At 42.1% G+C, this 16,876-nt stretch carries 14 protein-coding genes; 7 read left to right on the top strand and 7 right to left on the bottom strand.

Translation table 11 applies throughout. The features are described from left to right. The first annotated feature begins 17 nt into the window (after positions 1–17). A complete protein-coding gene (locus CH352_RS13905; protein ID WP_100707696.1) occupies positions 18–1,043 on the top strand; it encodes an alpha/beta hydrolase family protein in 1,026 nt (341 codons plus the stop codon). A 254-nt stretch (positions 1,044–1,297) separates the two neighbouring features. Then, a complete protein-coding gene (locus tag CH352_RS13910; RefSeq protein WP_100707695.1) occupies positions 1,298–2,788 on the top strand; it encodes a DUF342 domain-containing protein in 1,491 nt (496 codons plus the stop codon). Here CH352_RS13910 and mtnA read toward each other — a convergent pair whose 3' ends face one another. Beyond that, complete coding sequence (mtnA, locus tag CH352_RS13915; protein WP_100707694.1) at positions 2,789–3,868, bottom strand: S-methyl-5-thioribose-1-phosphate isomerase; 1,080 nt, start codon at positions 3,866–3,868, stop codon at positions 2,789–2,791. A gap of 162 nt (positions 3,869–4,030) precedes the next feature. Between mtnA and CH352_RS13920 the strand changes: the two genes are divergently transcribed. Both CH352_RS13920 and CH352_RS13925 read left to right on the top strand, forming a co-directional pair. Further along, positions 4,031–5,056: a rhomboid family intramembrane serine protease gene (locus tag CH352_RS13920; RefSeq protein ID WP_100707693.1), complete on the top strand. Its 1,026-nt coding sequence runs from the start codon at positions 4,031–4,033 to the stop codon at positions 5,054–5,056. A gap of 137 nt (positions 5,057–5,193) precedes the next feature. Continuing rightward, entirely contained in the window at positions 5,194–5,634 is a 441-nt protein-coding gene (locus CH352_RS13925; protein WP_100707692.1) for an LIC11177 family protein, read from the top strand. Between the two features lie 51 nt (positions 5,635–5,685). On the opposite strand, the gene CH352_RS13930 is transcribed toward CH352_RS13925, so the two are convergent. Both CH352_RS13930 and CH352_RS13935 read right to left on the bottom strand, forming a co-directional pair. Next, positions 5,686–6,675 (bottom strand): HpcH/HpaI aldolase/citrate lyase family protein, encoded by a 990-nt coding sequence (locus tag CH352_RS13930; protein ID WP_100707691.1) that lies wholly within the window; start codon positions 6,673–6,675, stop codon positions 5,686–5,688. Positions 6,676–6,777: 102 nt separating this feature from the next. Then, on the bottom strand, positions 6,778–7,710 hold the full coding sequence (locus CH352_RS13935; RefSeq protein WP_100707690.1) for an ornithine carbamoyltransferase: 933 nt from the start codon (positions 7,708–7,710) through the stop codon (positions 6,778–6,780). A 283-nt stretch (positions 7,711–7,993) separates the two neighbouring features. Here CH352_RS13935 and CH352_RS13940 point away from each other — a divergent pair, with 283 nt between their 5' ends. Beyond that, the gene (locus CH352_RS13940) at positions 7,994–9,619 is read left to right on the top strand and encodes a peptide chain release factor 3 (RefSeq protein WP_100707689.1); all 1,626 of its coding nucleotides are present in this window, start codon (positions 7,994–7,996) and stop codon (positions 9,617–9,619) included. 297 nt (positions 9,620–9,916) lie between these two features. Here CH352_RS13940 and CH352_RS13945 read toward each other — a convergent pair whose 3' ends face one another. Beyond that, positions 9,917–11,998, bottom strand: coding sequence for a heterodisulfide reductase-related iron-sulfur binding cluster (locus tag CH352_RS13945; RefSeq protein WP_100707688.1), 2,082 nt, complete (start codon positions 11,996–11,998; stop codon positions 9,917–9,919). A gap of 265 nt (positions 11,999–12,263) precedes the next feature. Between CH352_RS13945 and mqnC the strand changes: the two genes are divergently transcribed. Further along, entirely contained in the window at positions 12,264–13,364 is a 1,101-nt protein-coding gene (gene mqnC / locus CH352_RS13950; RefSeq protein ID WP_100707687.1) for a cyclic dehypoxanthinyl futalosine synthase, read from the top strand. An 89-nt stretch (positions 13,365–13,453) separates the two neighbouring features. Further along, positions 13,454–13,852: an LIC11299 family lipoprotein gene (locus CH352_RS13955; protein WP_100707686.1), complete on the top strand. Its 399-nt coding sequence runs from the start codon at positions 13,454–13,456 to the stop codon at positions 13,850–13,852. On the opposite strand, the gene CH352_RS13960 is transcribed toward CH352_RS13955, so the two are convergent. The 3 genes from CH352_RS13960 to CH352_RS13970 form a co-directional block, all read right to left on the bottom strand. Continuing rightward, on the bottom strand, positions 13,800–15,050 hold the full coding sequence (locus CH352_RS13960) for a GGDEF domain-containing protein (protein WP_100707685.1): 1,251 nt from the start codon (positions 15,048–15,050) through the stop codon (positions 13,800–13,802). The two genes, CH352_RS13955 and CH352_RS13960, sit on opposite strands and share 53 nt — an antisense overlap. 231 nt (positions 15,051–15,281) lie before the next feature. Further along, on the bottom strand, positions 15,282–16,115 hold the full coding sequence (locus CH352_RS13965; protein ID WP_165780196.1) for a GerMN domain-containing protein: 834 nt from the start codon (positions 16,113–16,115) through the stop codon (positions 15,282–15,284). Positions 16,116–16,172: 57 nt separating this feature from the next. Further along, the gene (locus CH352_RS13970; RefSeq protein WP_100707683.1) at positions 16,173–16,844 is read right to left on the bottom strand and encodes an HAD family hydrolase; all 672 of its coding nucleotides are present in this window, start codon (positions 16,842–16,844) and stop codon (positions 16,173–16,175) included. Positions 16,845–16,876 lie beyond the last annotated feature (32 nt).

The raw sequence follows: 16,876 nt of genomic DNA on the forward strand, positions 1-16,876 counted from the left end.
AATAAGGCTTCCTTTGCATGATTCGATATTCTTTCCAGGGATTTCCATTCTTACTCAAATACGCGGACATGATAGATTCTCCCGATTCTGAAATACAGGAGGAAAATTTAAAAGTTTCTAAGAAGTCTTCTTTTCGGACCAAAATATTCCCAGGCCCTGAAAATTCTCCAGTGATCTACCTGCAACATGGGATGAGTAACCGTGGAATAGACGACCCTAGAATTCTCACTCTTGCAAAACATCTGAAGAATACTGGTGCCACTGTTTATCTTCCGGAACTCCCGGAAGTGAAAGGTCTCGAAATCTCGGTTGATACTGTTCCGAATATTAGGGCCTTGTTCCAAGAGATTGTAAATAGAGAAGGTCGGGCAATCTCCTTCTTATCCGCAAGCTTCTCCGCAGGGATGGGAATGGTGGCATTATCCGGAAAGGAAGAACAGAAAAATCTAAAATCCGCTCTACTTGTAGGAACTTATTCCGACTTCGCAGATACTCTTCCTTTCATTCTATCCAACTATGATGTGGATCCGTATGCAGTTCATGTTTTGTTATATAATTATATTTCTAAGCTTAGGCCTAAACTTTCTAAATTAGAAGAGTTCTATTTTGAGGCTGCCTTAGATAACGGTTTAAAAAGAACGGGAGATGAGGAGAAGTCCTCCAAACTTCTGCAAAAGCTCGGCCAGAAGGAAAAGGATTTCGTATACCGGGTTCAATCCGATCCAGGATTTAGAATGGGTTTGGTAGAGCCGATCTTGTCCGTATTACCGCCTAACTTCATTCTACGCAATTCTCCTAAAAACTTCCTCTCTGATTGGAAGGCGCCTATCGCATTATTGCATGGATCGGACGATGCAGTGATCTCTCCGGACGAATCAGAGCAATTATTCGATTCTTTGGGGAACGGGAAGGAGGAATGGAAGGTGATCTTAAGGTCTAAACTGATCACCCATGGGGATCATCTTCCATTTTACACTCAATTAGGCGAGATCCCTAAGCTCGCCGGACTCTGGGGTTTTTTTCTAAAAAATTCTGGTCTCTAATATTGTTTACGTAATATTTTCTGAGAATATTCCGTCCTTAGAGATAGGACCCTTGCGTCTTTTTTAGGCTCCGAAGCCTTGTATATTCGGAGTAAAAGGTTATAGTGTTCTATCGTTAAAAACGCGAAAAGGAATAACCTCGCAGGTTCAAATACGATCTTTTTCGGACCTTTTTAAAAGGGTTTGAGAAACGATTTCTTCCGTGATAAAAAAAAGGCGGAGGAAACTTCTTATTGAATTGTTAGCTAGGTAGTATGGTTGTGAGTACAGAGCAAACTTCGGGTGTATCAGATCAAGAGACAAGTTGGGAGAGTGTATTCTCTCTTAAGATCAGTTCGGATAATCTGGGCGCCGATCTAACGATTCGTCCAGGGATGATCAAGGGAAGGGCTCTTTCCACTAGCATTGTTATCGAATATCTTCATAATAAGGATATTTCCCAAGACCGTATCATTGGGGACAATATCTACACCGCTTTAAAACAACTGCAGACATCCACAGCAAGGATGGATTTTTCTCCGATTTCTTTCGTGGTAGCCCAAGGTTTCCCTCCAGTAAAAGGAGAAGACGGCTGGGTAAAATTCTATCATCCGCAAGCCCAAAGGGTCAAGATCGGCGAAGATGGGCACGCTGATTATAGAAATATTGAAAGATATATTTATGTGAAGGCAGGAGAAAAACTTGCCACATTATTCGAAGGAATTCCGGGAAAACCAGGCATGGATGTTTTCGGAAAACCGATCGCTCCTCCTCCTATCAAAAGACCTAAACTTACTATAGGTAAGAATGTTCAGGAAAAAGGTTTGGTCCATGAGAACAAACCTTTGGTAGAATATTTCGCAACCTGTAATGGTGCGATTTTCTCCACCGAATCTTCTATCACTGTTTCCCAAGAATTACAGATCGATTCCAATGTGGGACTCGGAACTGGAAATATCAATTATGACGGAAACGTTTTAGTAAAAGGAGATGTCGAAGCTGCTACTTCCATCAAGACCCAGGGAAACCTGATGGTAAAAGGAAATGTGGAATCTTCAGATCTAGTAATCGCTCGCGACTTAGAAGTCAGTGGTGGGATCAAAGGTGACGGAAAGAATGTAATCAAGATCGGCGGGCATCTTTACGCTAAGTTTATCGAGAACGCAGAGATAGAAGTAGATGGAGACGTGGTTGTAGAGGGGTTTATCCTAAACTCCAAGATCCATTCTTTGGGCAATGTGATCCTGAACGGATCCAGCGGTAACTTGGTATCTTCTACCGTTTCTACTTATATGGGTTTGACCTGTGCCACTCTAGGATCTCAAGCTGAGTTGGATGTGACTGTGGAGTTAGGATTTCATTTTAGGAATGAGAAAAGTTTCCAAGATCTTACCAAACGTCTTCAAGTTGCGGAGAAGGAAATAGAGAAGATCGTTCCTAAAGTCCAGCAGATCAAACAAATGGTCCAAAGATCCAGAGGGCAGATCCCTGAAGATAAAAAAGAAGGCTATCGTATGGTCTTCGAAGAATATAATAAGCAGAACAAATTCATAGAACTTGTGAAACAAAAACTGGAAGTATTAAAGTCTTCTAGATTCAATACAGGTGAAGTTCAGCTTGTAGTCCGCAAAGGTTCTTATAAAGGAAGTATCATCAAGTATAGAAGGCAGGTGGAGAAGGTCGATAAATTCCAGTCTGCATTCATGATGCGTTTCCAACCGGGTCAAGACAAAGCGGCTATGGTTGCTATTAAGCCTCAAAAATAATCAGCCAAAGAAATCTTTGATCTTATCCGGAGGAACGATCCCTTTCTCAGTAATAAATGCTTTGATTAGATTCGCTGGAGTGACATCGAAAGAAGGGTTGAGGGCTTTTACTCCTACCGGGGCAATTATTCCTTCTGATAGGATCGCTTCTCCTTGTTCGTTTTTTAAAAAGTTTAAACGGGTCACCTCGTCTTGGGTTCTCATTTCGATCGGAATTTGAGAGCCGTCCGTAATTTTGAAATCAAAACTTTTTTCAGTGGCTGCAATATAAAACGGCACACCATGGTATTTTGCTAAAATTGCCAAAGGATAAGTCCCGATCTTATTCGCAGAATCGCCATTAGCTGCTACTCTATCAACGCCCACGATGACAGCGTCTATTTTCTGGGAAGACATGAGCCAACCTGCCATACTATCCGTGATCAGATAATTTTCGATCCCTTCTTCCATTAGTTCCCAGGCGGTAAGTCTTGCTCCTTGCAGATAAGGGCGGGTCTCGTCTTCATATACAGTAAGATCATGTCCCGCATCTTTGAGAGAACGAATGACTCCGAGTGCGGTTCCATGACCTGCAGTCGCAAGAGCGCCTGTATTACAATGAGTGATAATTTTTAGTTTCGAAGGAGAAGAAGGAAAAAGTCCCACACCATTCTTCGCTAATGCTAAATTGTTTCGGATATCTTCTTCGAAAACGTGGGTAGCAAATTCTTCCGACTTTTGTTGGAGTTCCGACAAAGAGGTATTATCATATTTTTCTTTTGGAAATATGGAGGAGAGTTCTTCGAAAGCTCTACGAAGATTTACTGCAGTCGGCCTGGATGCTAGGATTTTGGAAAGTATGGTCTGGAATTCTTGGTAGTTCGGTTTTTTAGAGAATTTTTTTAATTCTAGAACTGCACCGAATAACCCAGTAATGGCGATTGCGGGAGCGCCTCGAACTACCATTTCTTTGATGGCAAAAATTGCGTCATCGGAGTTTTGAGCGGTAAACCATTCTTTCTTGCCCGGGATCTGTCTTTGGTCTAAAAGTTTGAGTCCTTCTTTCTCCCAAAAAATCGGCCTTAAGTTCTCTTTTTTCATTTTTTTACTCTCCAAGGCTAAAGCAGGGCTTTCGTTTTTTCGATGATAAAACTGTGATTGAAAACATCCGCCAACTCCCTGGAGGATGAGGACGAACCGGGGCAGATCCCGCCCCGGCTTTGCCTACTTGACTAGGATACCAGTACCTTTAATCCTTACATAATGGCAAAGAGAAATCCGACCTCAGGTCCGAAGCTTTTCGGATTCTCGCTAATTCACCCGCTGAATCTGGTCTTATTCTTCAATATTTTCGTGTGGGTCCTTCTGTTGTTGGAAGGTGGGCGAGGAATTATTAACTACTTTTTCGGATTAAACCCAAGCCTAGTCATCGAAAAGAAAATGTATTGGCAGGTGTTCACGTACGGATTCTTGCATGTGGTAGGCGGAGATTTTTTCTCTTCTCTTATCCATATCGGAATGAATATGTTCGGACTATTCACTGTAGGTTTCTGGCTCTGCAGATATATCGGCGGTTGGAAATTTCTATGCGTGTATCTTCTCTCTCAATTGGGTGGAGGACTCTTCGTTTTGTCTTTTTCTTATATTGGTTTGAAGACAGGGCTTGTTCCGGAAAATTCTATTTGGGATAGTTATCATTCCACTACTGTAGGTGCAAGTGGTGGAGTTTTCGGAGTTCTTGCTGCATTCAGTTTGATGTTCCCTGAAGCAAGATTCGTATTTCCACCTGTGAGAGCAAAATTTGCTCCTTGGGTGCTGATCGGTTTTGGATTTTCTGTAGATGCTTATAACCTTCTTCAATTCCATTCCAGCGGAGTTGTGTCCCAAAGTTTTTTTGGGATGATGAGTAACTCCGGCCATTTGGGTGGAGCGGTCTTCGGTCTACTCAGCCTTCTTGGTCTACAAAAATTCGGAGGAAAAACAAAAACCCCTATGTTCGTAAGAAGATGGGAAAAGCCTAAGGAAAATCAGGAAGGTGTAATCGTTCGTCCTAAAAATTTAGGAGACCCATTCGAGACACAGATCCGAAAAAATAGAGAACTCTTAAGTCAACTATATGGAATTTCAGATGCAAAGGAGAAGGTAAATATTCTCACATCTATACAAGCAGAGAATACGAATCTATGTCCTCCCTCGGACTATAATCCGGACGATATGTTTTGTCTTCGTTGTGAATGGCTTCAAAACTGCGAATTGAGAAAATTAAGGAAAGATCACCCAGAACTTTGAAAGAATTTTTGAGAACTTTTTCGTCTATCTTGTTATAACAAGTATAGGGCGGAAATTTCTGGACATAAATTGAATACGTCCATAGAATAGTTTCCGTCCGAAAATTCGGACAATCGGCTTTGAGGACCTCAGTAAAATTGGCGGATAAAAAGAAAACAGTTCTCCCCGACGTTCTTATGAGGGAGAAATTACAGAAGATCGCCCTTAACGAAAAAGCAAAAGCTTCCAGGATCGTAGGACCTGACAAAGGTAATTCAGGTGACTCCAAAGGAGACGATGGGCCTGGTTCTAAAATTTATAAGGCCATAGAAGAATCTCTCTCGGACCTAAGATATTATTTTTTAGAAGGCGAATACGGAAGCAAGATTGCCGACTTATTCAATCGTAACGAAAGTCAGTTCGACCGATTGGGGATCACTCCTCGACGGTTTTTAGAATTTGCAAGAGAGTCCTTCGATCGCTTCAAACAATTACAGAAAAAAATGCCTTTGGAACCTATGAACAAAAAGGGCTGGGAATATCTGGAAAGAAGTTTGTCGGAACTGATCGGCAAACTGAACGACAAGTTTCATAAATAAAAAAAGCCGCAGAGTTCTGCGGCTTTTTCATTTTGAGATCCAGTTAATAGATTAGAAGAATCTTTTATCTGCTTCTTCCGGAACTGCAATACCGGTGAGTTTTGCTTTTTGAAGAACTTCCCAGAAATAGCGGTAAGTCGCTCTATCGTGAAGATCTCCGTCGTGTTGGATCGGTCCCCATTCTGCATCTTGTGCTTTTACAAGAATAGCAGCAGAAGTTTGAACTTCACTATAATCAGGAGCCATCGCATCTAAGATCGCTTGGATCTGAGTTGGATAGATGGACCACATACGAAGGAATCCGAACTCATCATGAGCTCTTTTCGCGTCTTTGTAGGTTTGGTATTGGTTTTTCAAGTCAAGAGTAACGTTGTGAGCCGGGATTACTCCGTGAGCCAAGGAAGCCGCTACACAGCTCGCTTTTGCTCTTCTTAATAATTCGTGGTCGAATTGTCCCGGGCTCTTCATACAAGAAGCTGGAATCGCTCCGTGGTGACCGGAGATAAAGTCCATTAGACCGAAATCGACTACTTGCATCCAAGGAAGAGCCGCGATCTTGTCTACATCAGCAAGTGCTCCGTGAGTTTCGATCAAAACGTGGATAGGGATCTCTCTAGTGATCCCTGCTTTTTTAGCAGCGCCTTGGATATAACTGATCATTTCTTCCACTTGGGAAGCTTTAGTAGGTTTAGGAATGGTGATGTATGCGATCTTGTTTCCTGCACCTGGAACGATAATGTCTACGTCTTGTTTCCAGAAAGAGTTGGTATAATCGTGGATCCTTACACCGCTCATATTGTGTTTATTGAGTTCGGAGTTTTGGATACGGACGATCATTTCCGCATGTTCTTTTTCTTTTCCGGTTTGAGCACCGTCTTCGCAGTCCATGGTAATGTCGAAAAGACCGCCGAGTTTGTTTTGTAACTCCAGAGCTTTAGTGATCAGTTTTTCGGATCCGGCAAAATGTTCACAGGCCGGGATGATGGGGAAAGGTTTTTCTCCTTCGAATAATGCATCCTTAGGATGTGGTAATTTGGACATACAAGTACCTTTTAAGTTTTTGCGATTTTAGCCTGGCTCGGCTGTCTTAGAACAGGGTTTTCAGGAAAGGCCTTCCCGGCAACGGATTTTTGGAGGAAAGACCTAAGCTTCTAAGAGTTGTAGAATGACCGCTTTCTGCGCATCCAGACGATTCTCCGCCTGTTGGAAGATAATGGATCTAGGACTTCTGACTACTTCTCTAGTAATTTCGTATCCTGAGTGGATAGGCATATCGTGCATAACCTTTGCCTTGGTCTCTTTCAATAATGCCTCGTTGATCTGGAAAGGCATCATTAGGTTCATGCGTTCTTTCTTCTTATCCGCGAAGGCAGGATCGTTAAAGAACTCCATGTCTATCCATGTATCCGTATAAATATAGTCCGCATTTTTTACGGAACGGATCAGGTCAGTCTCCCATTGGATTGTACCTTTTTTCTTAGCTCTTTCTACAGTTTCCTGATCTATGTTTTCAGTCTCAGCGATTGGAGTAAGAAGAGTGAGTTCCATTCCCAAAGCGGAAGTGATTCCGATAAGAGAATTTACCACATTATTATGTACACCGATATAGGTAAGCTTCAGTTCCTTCAGAGGTTTGGGATTATCCATCTTAATAGTGAGAATATCCGCAAGAGACTGGCAAGGATGGAATTTATTACAACATCCATTGATGACTGGGACCTGAGAACCTGATTTTAATTGTAAAAGTTCTTCATGTTTTCTCATCCGAGCCATGATGACTGAAACGTTTCTGGAAAGATATTCCGCTTCCAAATCGATATCTGAAAGAAGAAAGTTAGAAGTCATCCAATCCAAATAGATTGCATGTCCTCCCATCTCAGTCATTGCCACTTCAAAAGAAACTCTAGTACGAGTGCTAGTCTTTTGAAAAAGCATAGCAAGAGTCCTACCGGTCATATGTCCCAGATAATTGGCCCTATGATTTTTAACATGGACAGCAAATTGTAGAAGGTCCAGGACCTCTGCGTCCGACCAATCCTGCCAGGAGATAAGATGTTTAATTTTAGGAGATTCCATAGATCGGTAAACTATTACAGTCTAGAAAATAGGCGCAGGTAGATTCGACAATCTCAAAACTCTGGAAGATAGATGGGGAAAAGGGGGAGGGATCTAAATCTCCCTCCCTAAGTGTTTTCCGGGGAAAAAAGCGTGATCCAAGTTTATGGATTCGGCAGGAAGGATAAAACCTTTTGGTTACGCCGATTTTACCGAAGGAATACGAATCAGTGAAGAATTAGCGCTGTTTTCATGCTGACAAGGGCTATCGTTCCAAAAACGTTTCCTAATAGAGAGGGGAACCGTGTCGGAAAGCGCTATTGGCCAGAATATAATAGAAGAGGAAACCAAACGTAGGAGAACCTTCGCAATCATAGCCCATCCGGATGCGGGTAAGACCACCCTGACCGAAAAGCTTCTACTGTACGGAGGTGCTATCCAACTTGCGGGTGCAGTAAAGGCGCGTAAAAATCGTAAGGCAGCCACTTCCGACTGGATGGAGATGGAAAAAGAGAAAGGGATCTCGATCACTTCAGCTGCTCTACAATTCGAATATAAAAATCATGTATTAAATTTATTAGATACTCCGGGTCACGAAGACTTCTCCGAAGATACGTATCGCACATTGATAGCAGCGGACACCGCAGTGATGGTGTTAGATGCAGGTAGGGGAGTAGAGCCCCAAACAATCAAATTATTTAAAGTATGTAGGGACCGTGGGATCCCGATCGTTACATTCGTAAACAAGATGGACCGCCCGACTAAAAAAATGTTCGAACTCTTGGATGAGATCGAAAAAGTTTTAGGGATCACCGCTATTCCAATGGTATGGCCAATCGGTACAGGAGTGGATTTTAGCGGAGTGTATAATCGTGTGGATAAAAAGATCTACACTTACGACAAAACTCCTGGCGGTTCCCAAAAGTCTGCATTCCAAAGTTCCGGAATAGAAGATACAAATCTGGACTCTATGTTCGAGGACTGGGTCTTAAAACAATTTAGAGAAGAAGTAGAACTTGTAGAAGAAGGGATCGCTCCCTTCTCTTTGGATGAATTTTTAGATTCTAAGATCACACCTGTGTTTTTCGGATCCGCGGTGAATAACTTCGGGATCCAATTATTCTTGGATCATTTTTTAGAGATCGCTCCTCCTCCTTTATATTTTCCTCTGAAGAATGGAGATCGTTTAGATCCGATCACAACTCCTTTCAGCGGATTCGTGTTTAAGGTGCAAGCCAATATGAACAAGGCGCACAGAGATAGGATCGCATTCCTAAGAGTATGTTCGGGTAAGTTCGAAAGAGGACTTAACGTGAATCATGGAAGATTAGGAAAAGCTGTAAAACTTTCTTCTTCTTTTGCATTCTTTGGACAGGATCGTAATACTGTGGATGAGGCGTATCCTGGAGATATTATAGGTCTCGTGAACCCGGGCACTTATTCTATCGGTGATATATTGGCGACTGGCAAGGTTCCTGATCTAAAGCCTCTTCCTGTATTTGCTCCCGAAATTTTTGCGACTCTTTCCTGTGTGGAAACAGGAGCTCTTAAAAGTTTCAGAAAGGGAATCGAACAACTCGCAGAAGAGGGAATTCTCCACTTATTCACTTCCCAAACCGTGGGTGGTGGATTGCCTGTGATCGGTGCAATGGGTCAGTTGCAATTCGAGGTTTTTAGAAGAAGGCTCCAAGACGAATATTCTGCCCCTACGAATATCAATATTCTTCCTTACCAAGTCTCTTGTTGGTTACTTGAAGAAGATATCCCAAAGGTTCCTCAAGGTTCCAATCTTGTGACTGATAGTTTAGGAAGAGCAGCTCTTCTATTCGATTCGGAATGGGAGAAGGGTTATTTCCAAAAGAAAAATCCTGAGATCCGACTTCTGGATTATCCTACGCAAGATGTTTCTGAGTTAAATCAGGAATACTGAGGTATCCTCCAAGGGATGCGCAAAGCCCGCGCTATACATAGAGTCTAATCCTTTCAGTCTAGTTTTATGCCCTGAAATTTATTTCTAAAGAAAATAAATAATTTCCTGTAGTATGGTGGAAATCCCTTCCGTCGTATATAATGTATTTGCACCAGATGATTCAGGGCGGGATGGAAACATTCCGCTATTTTTTTATCTTTGCGAGCGACCCATAGGAAGCGAGCAAGCCGCTTGTCCTTAAAATAAAAAAGCCCCGGCTTTCACCGAGGCTCCTATTCAAAGAAGATGGACTTTTTCTTATTTCAAGTTTTCCGCGACTAATTCCGCGATATCCTTTACTTTTACTTCTTCGATCTTTCCTTCTTGTTTTACACCGTCTGTGATCATAGTGATACAGAAAGGACAAGCGGTTGCGATCGTTGTAGCTCCGGTATCCAGAAGTTGATTGGATCTCTTGAAGTTGACTCTTTCGCCATGTTCTTCCATCCACATTTGGGCTCCACCTGCACCGCAGCAGAGTCCTTTTGTGTGATGGTCGACAGGTTCTGCAAGTTTTCCACCGGAAACCTTTTTAACCAGGTCTCTTGGGTTCTCATAGTTGTCGTTGTATCTTCCGATATAGCAGGAGTCGTGGTAGGTATATTTTCCAGCGTTTGCATCTTCTGCGACACCTACATCGATCTTTCCTTCTTTAGAAAGTTCGTTGATGAATTCAGAGTGGTGAATTACTTCGAAGTTACCACCGAACTGAGGATATTCATTTTTGATCGTGTTATAGCAGTGCGGACAAGCGGTTACAATTTTTTTCACGTTGTATCCGTTCATTGTGTCCACATTAGATTGTGCTAATGTTTGGTAGAGATATTCGTTACCACCTCTACGCGCGGAGTCTCCGGAACATCCTTCTTCAGTTCCTAAGATACCGAACTTAACATCTGCTTTTTGCATGATCTTAACGAATGACTGAGCGATCCTTTTGTTACGATCGTCAAAAGCTCCAGCACAACCTACCCAGTATAGAACATCCACATTGGAATCTTCTGCCATGGTTTTAACGCCAAGACCTTCTGCCCAATCCGCTCTGGAGTGTGCAGCAACTCCCCAAGGGTTGGAGTTGTTTTCCATGTTTACGAATGCGCCTTGTAATTCAGCAGGGAAGTTAGAATCAACAAGTACTAAGTGTCTTCTCATTTCCATGATCGCGTTCACTTGGTTGTTTCCAACAGGACAAGCTTCTACGCAAGCGTAACAAGTGGTACATCCCCAAAGAGCTTCTTCTGAAAGTCCTTCGTATTTTCCGATCACAGAAGTGTCTAATGCAGCAACTGCATCAGCAGCACCTTCCGGATTCGTTTCTCTGATCTTTACTACTTCAGGCATTTTATCCATAAGCGCGTGTTTTAATTCCACGATGATCGCTTTAGGATTCAGGACTTTTCCGGTTCTGTTCGCAGGACATTGCACTTGGCAACGACCACACTCGATACAAGAAAGTCCGTCTAAAAGGTTTGGCCAAGGGAAGTCTTCCGTTCTTGTAACTCCCCAAACAGCAGTCTCATCTTCCAAATTCAATTTAGAAAGAGCACCTTTAGGAGTATCTGATTGTAAGAAATAGTTAAATGGCGCGAAGATCAAGTGTGCGTGTTTGGATGTTGGAACATATAACATGAACGCGAACACTGAAAGAATATGGGTCCACCACATAATCTGGAAAACTAGATCTGCGGAAGAATATTCCACACCGATCGCTTCCCAAAATGCTCCGATGCCTGCAGCGATTGGAGCCGCGTCATGGAATGGGTTTGCATATTCTGCTCCAACTGCTCTTGCACCTTCTCCCAATAGGGTGGAGATCATGAGTAGGGAGATCATTCCGATTACGATTGCGGAAGCAGGAGAATGAACATCTAATCCTTTTGCTTTTTGGATCCAACGTCTCCAAGCAAAGAAGCCAAGCCCCACTAATACCAAAATGGAAACTACTTGAAGAGCGGCTTCGTAATAATGGTTCGCAGTTTCTCCGAATATACTTCCAACTAAGGTGAATTTGTATGGATCGTCCAAAGCATATCCAAATACACCGGAGATGAACTGGCTGGTAGTGTGAAGTAAGTAAGTGACGAATCCGTAAAATACGAATGCGTGCATAATACCGCGTAATGGTTCTTTAAAGTTCTTTTTTTGTAAGATTACGTTTAATACGAAACTTTTGATCCGGAATCCCCAGTTTTTATGTTCCAGGAAGTTTTCGGTTCCGTTTGCCTTTCTAGCATTAAATACAAGATTCAATCTGTAGAGAACGGCACGAACGAACACAACATTTGCTACTATAAACAGAGCCGTGAAGATCACGTGGAAGGCGATTTGAGAAATGGCCATAGTTTTTCAGGTTACCCTTTGTATTTGGATGGTCTTTCATAGCAGCCTAATGACGGGGAAGCGCCCTGTCCAGGAAAAAAGATACTGAGTCTCCTTGTGGGAATTCCTACATGCGGAAAAGGTCTGGTCCCTTCTTCTTATAAATCGTGTACATGTTTAACTGCGACTCAATCGCAATAAATGAGAATGCAATCTAAAAAGGACGTGCATTTTTGAAGAAATAGAAAACTTTGAAGAAGTTAAAGGAAGAAAACTTTCCATCCAGATGAGCCGAATATTCCCAAACCATTCTACAGATCCTATATTAGAAAAAGCCCTAGACGGAGAACGTATTTCTCCCAAAGAGGCCTTGGAGTTGTACGAGTCCGGTGACCATCTTAAAATTATGGCGACTGCTCGGACTTTGAGAGAAAGAATTCTCCCACATACTAGTGCAAGTTATACAATGTTCAGAGTAGTGAATTACACGAACTATTGTAATGTAGAATGTAATTTTTGTTCCTTCATGGATGAGATAGGAAATGGAAAAGGTTACGTACTTTCTAAAGAAGAAATATTAGAAAAAATGGATTATGCCGTTTCGGAAGGAGCGGACCAAATGTTTTTGCAAGGTGGAGTTTATCCTGATCTACCTTTCGATTATTATTTAGATGTGATCTCTACCGTAAAATCCAAATACCCTGACATGCATATACGTGCATTCTCCCCCGTAGAAATTATCAATTTAGAAAAGATCACAGGAAAATCCTTATTCGAAGTTTTACAAATTCTTAAATCAGTCGGTTTGGATTCCGTTCCTGGAGCTGGTGCGGAAATTTTAACGGATAGAATGAGAAACATCATCTCTCCTAAAAAAGCAACAACTGAAGAATGGGTTCGCGCTATGGAAACCTGCCACGAAGCGGGACTCCTTGGAAGTGCAAATATTGTTTTTGGTTCGGAAGAAACCAAAGAAGAAGTGATAGAACATCTCACTGTGGTCCGAAATCTTCAGGACAGGACTGGAGGATTTCTTTCTTTTATTCCTTGGACATTCCAGCCTCAAACCAAAAGATTTAAGGTAAGAGCAGTTTCTACACAAGAATATCTGAAAGTTCTTGGGATCTGTAGGATCTTCTTAGACAATATTAAACATATTGAAACTTCTGTAATGGTGCTTGGAAAAGGTGTAGGGCAGTTGGCTCTTACAAGCGGTGCGGATGATATTTCTTCCGTGGTAATTGAGGAGAATGTGCTACGTTCTTTTGGTCTAAAAACCGAAAAAGAAGCTATCAAGTTCTTGAAAGAAGGCGGATTCACGCCTAAAAGAAGAGACCTTCTCTATAATTACGAAAGATACGAGGGAAGAGAACTTTCAGCGGTTTGATCTTTTCTTGTCCGTGTAAATTTTTTTCAAAAATCCGGATGACTTAGTCTGTAAACTTTCCTAAATAGATAGATTCGAACGGGGGAAGAATGAAAAAATCTTTGAGCTCTAAAATACTTCAGTTATCCGCGATCTGCGGATTTTTATTCTGTGTATCAAATTGTTTGGATTCTCATCGAGATCGGATCCATATGGATACTGGAGTCAGCGTAAAAACCTTAGGTCCTCATAAATACCAATTCATAGCGATCGGAAAAGCTTCCGTTCCATCCGTAGAAGAACAGGATCTTTTTAAAATGAAAAAGACTTCGTGTGAGGCCGCAAAATTGCAAGTCACCCAAAGATTGGATGAGCTGGAAGCGGACCAAAAGCATAGACAATTCTTCTTAGAACAAAAAGAACAGAAATACTTCGGCGACGGAGAATACTGCGAACTTACTTATATATACGAACTTCCTCAGGCCAAGAAGCAGAAAGATCAACCTTAGTATTTAGCTTAGTAGCTTCTACTATAGTAACTCTGTTTCGACCGGAAGATTTGGACTTATACAATCCTGAATCTATGGATTGGTATAGATCGTCGAAAGTAAAATCTTCATCATAAGAAAGAATAGCAGCGCCTATGGATACTGTAATATTCACGGGCTTGTTATTCGTATCTCTGACGGAAAGTGCATGAGATTCTACGCCCATACGCAATGACTCACATAGGGTTTTTAAACTTTTAGGATCCACCGAATCCAAAAGAACACAGAATTCATCTCCACCAATACGAGCACAAATATCAGTCGATCTTACCCTGGACTTCATGACTGCCGAAAGAGTTTGGAGAGCCTCGTCTCCCATCATATGCCCGTACTTATCATTGATCTCTTTTAAATGATCTAGATCCAAGATCACTAAAGCCATTTGGAATTTGTGACGTCTTGCTCTCTTCTTGAAGATATCAAATTGTTCTATCAGATACCTGCGATTATAAAGATCAGTAAGATCATCCAGATTGGAGATCATTCTGATATGCAGATTTTTTGCCTTTAGTCGTAGGACAGCGCCGGATAATTTTCTTTTATCTCGGTAATCCATGGTTCTCCAATAGTTCATGATCACATTTCCGAAAGTCCCTACGAATAGATAGGTGAGAAGGCTCGGAAATTCTTTCATTGCTTCCACGGGAGAATCTCCTAAGTAGCAAACACCTAAGAACATCAGGCAAAATGCTAGGTTTGTGGCAACTGCGGTGGTAGTGGTTAACCAAAGAAGAAGATTCATACTGAGTAAGATCGCAGATGCTTGGTGAAGATATACATCGTAGTGGATCTTATCCAAATACAAGAAAGGAAAGAATGAGATAAGAAGAGTAGAAGAGGTCCAAACCTTGTAGAATTCCAGCTTTTTAGGGACCCAGTCCTTTTTGCGGGCATGTCTCCATAAAAATACAAGTGAAAGGACGATTAACGTGATCCTACTGGATTGAAGAAGGATCAGAGATTCGTCTTCGAAGTCCCGTGAATTAGGTAGGAAATAGGTGATTAAACTGATTACAATACAGAGAGAATAATGGGCCACCAAGGATTGGCGAATTTCGCTCCAATTGGTTTCTAAAAATCCTTGGGGATATCGATTAAAAAAGATCCGCTTAGATAGTAAGCGAATTCTTCGGTCTATGCCTGGGAACCACTTGAACATTTGTTTTCATTTCCGCATGGAAGGCTCGCACCTCCCTAATAAGACCAGCGTTCAAACACAACCTATCTTGGAGCAAGGAAGAATCTAAATTTAGTCAAAAAAATTCTGAGGCAAGTGATTGGCGTATTTGTCAGAAGATTGGAATTCCGATAGCGTTAGGAGAAATAGCAATATCGCGGATTAACTCGCAGGTTGGAACTCCTACAAAATGTATTCCTTTATGAATACGTTTTAGAGAGTAGCGATCTTTCTTGGATTTTTGGTAAGAACTTCCGGGATAGGAAGTCCTACACCACCCAGAGAGCGGACTTGTTTTCCATTGATATAGAGTCTAATCCCTCTTAGTTCTGAGTTTTCCAAAATGCTATAACAGATCTGGTCCACTCTGTCCTTTAGAAGTTCAGGGCCGGCGCTAGCTTCGAAGTCAGGGCCAAGATACAGTTTTAATACTCCATTCTCCACGGAGTATTCTTTGGAATATTCCATTCTATTAGGAAGAGCGTTCAGAACACCTTGGGTTTTTTCCTCTGTAGATGGGCCCTTAGTGAGTTCCTTTAAGATAAAAAGGATTTTATCCCCATGATCAAATTTCCTTTTTAACTGAACGAGTCTGGAGTGACTTTTGTTCCCTCTTCCATAAAACTTCAAAAAGTAAAGTTTGATCTCTCCTGGAGAATGATCCAAACGGATATTGGAAGATGGCCCGGATGGTTGTCCCGATTTCGGCATTTCTACAATAGGGATAAACATTTCTTCCGGATCGTTGGAATCGGATATAGGTTCTTCGGAAGAAGAGTTTTCTCCATTCTGCATTAACTCGGTTAAAATTTCATCTTCTGCCCGGTCCATTACCTCTTCATGGGTTTGTTTTCCTTTGTTCTCGGAAGAAGAAGGAGATAGTGGGTTTGTTTTTCCGATCGTATTAAATTTAGAAAAGAAAGAAGGGGATTCTTGTCCGGGGGTGGGTGTATTCTTGTTCCCCATAGACTTATCCAATAAAACTAAAACGAATAGAGCCCCTGTCAGGATATAAAGAAGCGATTTAAGTTTATCCGATTCGGGCACAATACAATTTTCGGCCGATCCGGAAACTGCCTTCTCACTTTTTCCCAGGAAAAGTGATTAGAATATTCGATCCAGGTCTTCCAATTGAGCCAGACTCACCTCCCAGTCAGGGATTTCTCCCTCAGGCGCGTGGCCATAGGCGCAGAATGCGAAAGGGCTTCCATTTTTACGGGCTGCCTCGTGGTCGGAACTTCTATCCCCGATCATCAGTATCTCGTCCGGAGAATAAGAATAATCTCGGATGTATTTGGCGACTATATCCGGCTTGGTTTTGATCGTTTCATTGTCCAAGACTACGATCGGATCGAAGAGAGGAAAAATCCCGGAAACTTCCAGGATGGTTTTCACATAGGCCATCCTACCGTTCGAGGCCGCTAAAATTTGATACCCCTTATTTTTTAAGGAGGTAACTGTTTCTTTGACCTTAGGATAGAATTCACCTTCTCCTTGTCGGATCTTCGACACCAAAAGTTCCAGGACCGAGTCGGAGATCTGGTCTCTTTCGGATTCTCTCAGTTGTGGGACCAGGTTTAAGAAGATGGTTTTGACAGGCTTTCCGATCTCGAGCATGATCCTTTCTCTGTCTGGGACCTCGAGTGGGATCTGGGAGTTGGCTGAAAATCTGCGGATTGCTTCCGCATAAGTCTCTAAGATGATTCCTTCGGAAGAAAATAGGGTTCCGTCCACATCGAAGGCAAGTGCGCGGACCCGTTTGGGATTCCAATCCATTAGCAAGACAATAGTTTTGGGTAGGGAAATCG

This window comes from Leptospira hartskeerlii (assembly GCF_002811475.1).
Taxonomy (GTDB): domain Bacteria; phylum Spirochaetota; class Leptospiria; order Leptospirales; family Leptospiraceae; genus Leptospira_B; species Leptospira_B hartskeerlii.

Coding starts and splice junctions, on each gene's coding strand:
- CH352_RS13955 (WP_100707686.1), top strand. CDS start 13,454: ATGAAAAAATCTTTGAGCTCTAAAATACTTCAGTTATCCGCGATCTGC.
- CH352_RS13945 (WP_100707688.1), bottom strand. CDS start 11,998: ATGGCCATTTCTCAAATCGCCTTCCACGTGATCTTCACGGCTCTGTTT.
- mqnC (WP_100707687.1), top strand. CDS start 12,264: ATGAGCCGAATATTCCCAAACCATTCTACAGATCCTATATTAGAAAAA.
- CH352_RS13905 (WP_100707696.1), top strand. CDS start 18: ATGATTCGATATTCTTTCCAGGGATTTCCATTCTTACTCAAATACGCG.
- CH352_RS13910 (WP_100707695.1), top strand. CDS start 1,298: ATGGTTGTGAGTACAGAGCAAACTTCGGGTGTATCAGATCAAGAGACA.
- mtnA (WP_100707694.1), bottom strand. CDS start 3,868: ATGAAAAAAGAGAACTTAAGGCCGATTTTTTGGGAGAAAGAAGGACTC.
- CH352_RS13935 (WP_100707690.1), bottom strand. CDS start 7,710: ATGGAATCTCCTAAAATTAAACATCTTATCTCCTGGCAGGATTGGTCG.
- CH352_RS13970 (WP_100707683.1), bottom strand. CDS start 16,844: ATGGATTGGAATCCCAAACGGGTCCGCGCACTTGCCTTCGATGTGGAC.
- CH352_RS13920 (WP_100707693.1), top strand. CDS start 4,031: ATGGCAAAGAGAAATCCGACCTCAGGTCCGAAGCTTTTCGGATTCTCG.
- CH352_RS13960 (WP_100707685.1), bottom strand. CDS start 15,050: ATGTTCAAGTGGTTCCCAGGCATAGACCGAAGAATTCGCTTACTATCT.
- CH352_RS13930 (WP_100707691.1), bottom strand. CDS start 6,675: ATGTCCAAATTACCACATCCTAAGGATGCATTATTCGAAGGAGAAAAA.